The sequence below is a fragment of the Streptomyces sp. C genome (assembly GCF_000158895.1).
Lineage (GTDB): Bacteria > Actinomycetota > Actinomycetes > Streptomycetales > Streptomycetaceae > Streptomyces > Streptomyces racemochromogenes.
Map to the genome: position 1 here is coordinate 7,038,139 of NZ_GG657750.1, position 2,367 is coordinate 7,040,505.

Sequence of the window (2,367 nt, forward strand, 5' to 3'; positions counted from 1 at the left end):
GCAGCGCGGCGAACCCCGCCCGGACCATGGCCTGGTCGTCGACGATGATCACGCGGATGGTCAACTGGGCTCCTCCGTAAGGGAGTCGGCGGGGCCGGGCGGGTCGAGGGGGAGCCGGGCGGCCACCCGGAAGCCGCCCTCGGGCAGCGGGCCCGCGTCCAGGGTCCCGCCGGTCAAACGTACGCGCTCGCGCATCCCCACCAGCCCGTGCCCCGTCCCGGAACGCTCCAGCTCCACCACCGCGTCCGGGGCCGGGCCGTTGACGACCAGCACCAGCACCTCCCCGTCCTGCGCGGAGTACGTCACCGAGACGCGGGCCGGCGCGCCCGGCGCGTGCCGCACCACGTTCGCGAGGGCCTCCTGCACGATGCGGTACGCCGACAGGTCCACGGCCGGCGGCACCGGCGCGTCCGCCAGAGCGGCGGCCAGGGAGCACTCCACCGGCTGCCCCGCCCGCACCGTCGCCTCCACCAGCTGCTGGATCCGCGCGATGCCCGGCTGCGGCGCCCGGTCCCCGTCCGCGCCGCCGGGGCCCGAGTCGCCCCGCAGCACCGTCAGCAGCCGCCGCATCTCGGCCAGCGACTCGCGCGCACTGGCCGCGATCACCGCGAACTCCTCCCGCACCGCTTCCTCCATGCCGGGCAGCCGGTACGGGGCGGAATCCGCCTGCACCGTGATCACGGACATGTGGTGGGCCACCACGTCGTGCAACTCCCGGGCGATTCGCGCCCGTTCCTCCAGCAGGGTCCGCCGGGCCCGCTCCGCCTCGCTGATGCTCTCCTGCTCGGCGATGCGCTGCCGCGCGTCACCCAGACCGCGCAGAGCGCCCGTCACCGCCAGCACGCAGCCGCTGAGCACGAACAGCAGCGCCACCGTGTTCGTCACCCCGGCCGGCGCGAAGAAGCCCAGCACCACCCCGGCCGCACCCGTCGCCAGCCCCACCCGCACCAGCGTCCGCACCGGCTCGCGCAGCCCCACGCACACCATCAGCGCCAGGTACCCGACCACCACCATCGGCGTCCACGGCCAGGATTGCCCGGCCACCCGGTCCGCGCCGGTCAGCAGCAGGACCGCCCCGACGACGTCCGCGAGCAGCACGGCGCCCCAGGCGGCCACCGGACGCGACACCGCCAGCAGCAGCGGCACCGTCTGCGCCACGCCCAGGGCCCCGGCCCACCCGCCGCCCATCCCGTAGTCGTTGGTCAGCACCGCGATCGTCACCGGCAGCAGCGACACCACGAAGACGCCCATCACGGCGAAGGGCAGCATCCGCAGCCACGCCCCGGGCGCCCGCGCCAGCAACGGCTCGCCCGCCCGCGCGGGCGTCCGCAACGCCATGGCGAACCGGTCCCACCCGACGGGCGTCCGCGGCTCGCGGGCCGCGCCGGCCGTCGCCGCCCCCGCGTCCGGCCTTCTCCCGCCGGCAGGCTTGCGCACTCTCAGGCTCATGATCCCGCCAGCCTATGCGCACGCGCCGCCGACCGGGATCCGCGACCGTCTCGTTCCCCCGGCGCATCCCGCTCGTTGAGCGGGCATGGAGCTGCTGCCGACCATCGCGGGGCCGGGCGTCGGTGAACGGGCCGACGCCGCGGCCGACGCCGCCTGCCACCTCTACGACGCCGTGGCGCCCTGGAGCGGGGGAGGGCCCGGCGGCTGGAGCCGGACCGCCGCCGAGGACGCCGCCGAGACCATCGAGACCACCGCGCACGCCCTCGCGTACGTCCACCCGCGCGCCGAGGTGATCCTCGCCCCGGTGCACGCCGCCCTGGCGGACCTGCGCCGCCAGCTCGCACTCGCCCCGGCCGACCCGCTGACCGCCGCGGGCGTCCCGGTGACGCCCCGTACGGTCGGCAATCCGCGCCGCACCCGCTGGGAGCGGGTGGTCACCGCACCAGTGCCCCGGCAACCGCCGTCTGGTACAGCTTCCTGATCTCCGCTCCGAAGTAGGAGCTGTACGAGGTGTCCGCGGTCGGCCCGCCCGTCTTCCAGCCGCCGATCACCCCGACGACGTCCCCGGTCATCGTCTGCGCGTCGTAGCGGGCCAGGAAGGGGCCGCCGCTGGTCCCGCCCGGATAGCCGGTGCAGTCGATCCGCAGGAAGGAACCCGGGCTCTTCGGGTCGCCGCTGGTGAACTTGGTCGTCTTGTTCACGCACGTGCGCGGGCGGGCGGCCGCCGCCGGATGGCCGATCAGGGTGACCTTGGGGTGGTTGAAGGTGGCCCCGGTGACGAGCCGGTTCCCGCCGACGACGTCCTCCACCGGGAGGCCGTCGGAACCGGGACCGACCTGCGCGAAGGCCACGTCGAGGGTGGCCGCCCGGTCGGGCCCGTCGGTGCGGTACCGGGGGGCGATCCACACCTTCGAGCGG

General features: G+C 75.8%; 2 protein-coding genes and 1 pseudogene. 1 reads left to right on the plus strand and 2 read right to left on the minus strand.

The features are described from left to right. Positions 1-60: 60 nt before the first annotated feature. Positions 61-1,338, minus strand: a complete 1,278-nt coding sequence (locus SSNG_RS31495; protein WP_241695276.1) for a sensor histidine kinase — start codon at positions 1,336-1,338, stop codon at positions 61-63. 196 nt (positions 1,339-1,534) lie between these two features. Here SSNG_RS31495 and SSNG_RS31500 point away from each other — a divergent pair, with 196 nt between their 5' ends. Beyond that, complete coding sequence (locus SSNG_RS31500; RefSeq protein ID WP_007267997.1) at positions 1,535-1,930, plus strand: hypothetical protein; 396 nt, start codon at positions 1,535-1,537, stop codon at positions 1,928-1,930. Here the strand turns inward: SSNG_RS31500 and SSNG_RS42535 are convergent. Then, positions 1,884-2,367: pseudogene (locus tag SSNG_RS42535) on the minus strand (hypothetical protein); the annotation flags it as partial. The gene SSNG_RS31500 and the pseudogene SSNG_RS42535 sit on opposite strands and share 47 nt — an antisense overlap.

What these genes read in the sequence shown, in the direction of transcription:
- SSNG_RS31500 (WP_007267997.1), top strand. Translation starts at nt 1,535, where the DNA reads ATGGAGCTGCTGCCGACCATCGCGGGGCCGGGCGTCGGTGAACGGGCC.
- SSNG_RS31495 (WP_241695276.1), bottom strand. Translation starts at nt 1,338, where the DNA reads ATGGCGTTGCGGACGCCCGCGCGGGCGGGCGAGCCGTTGCTGGCGCGG.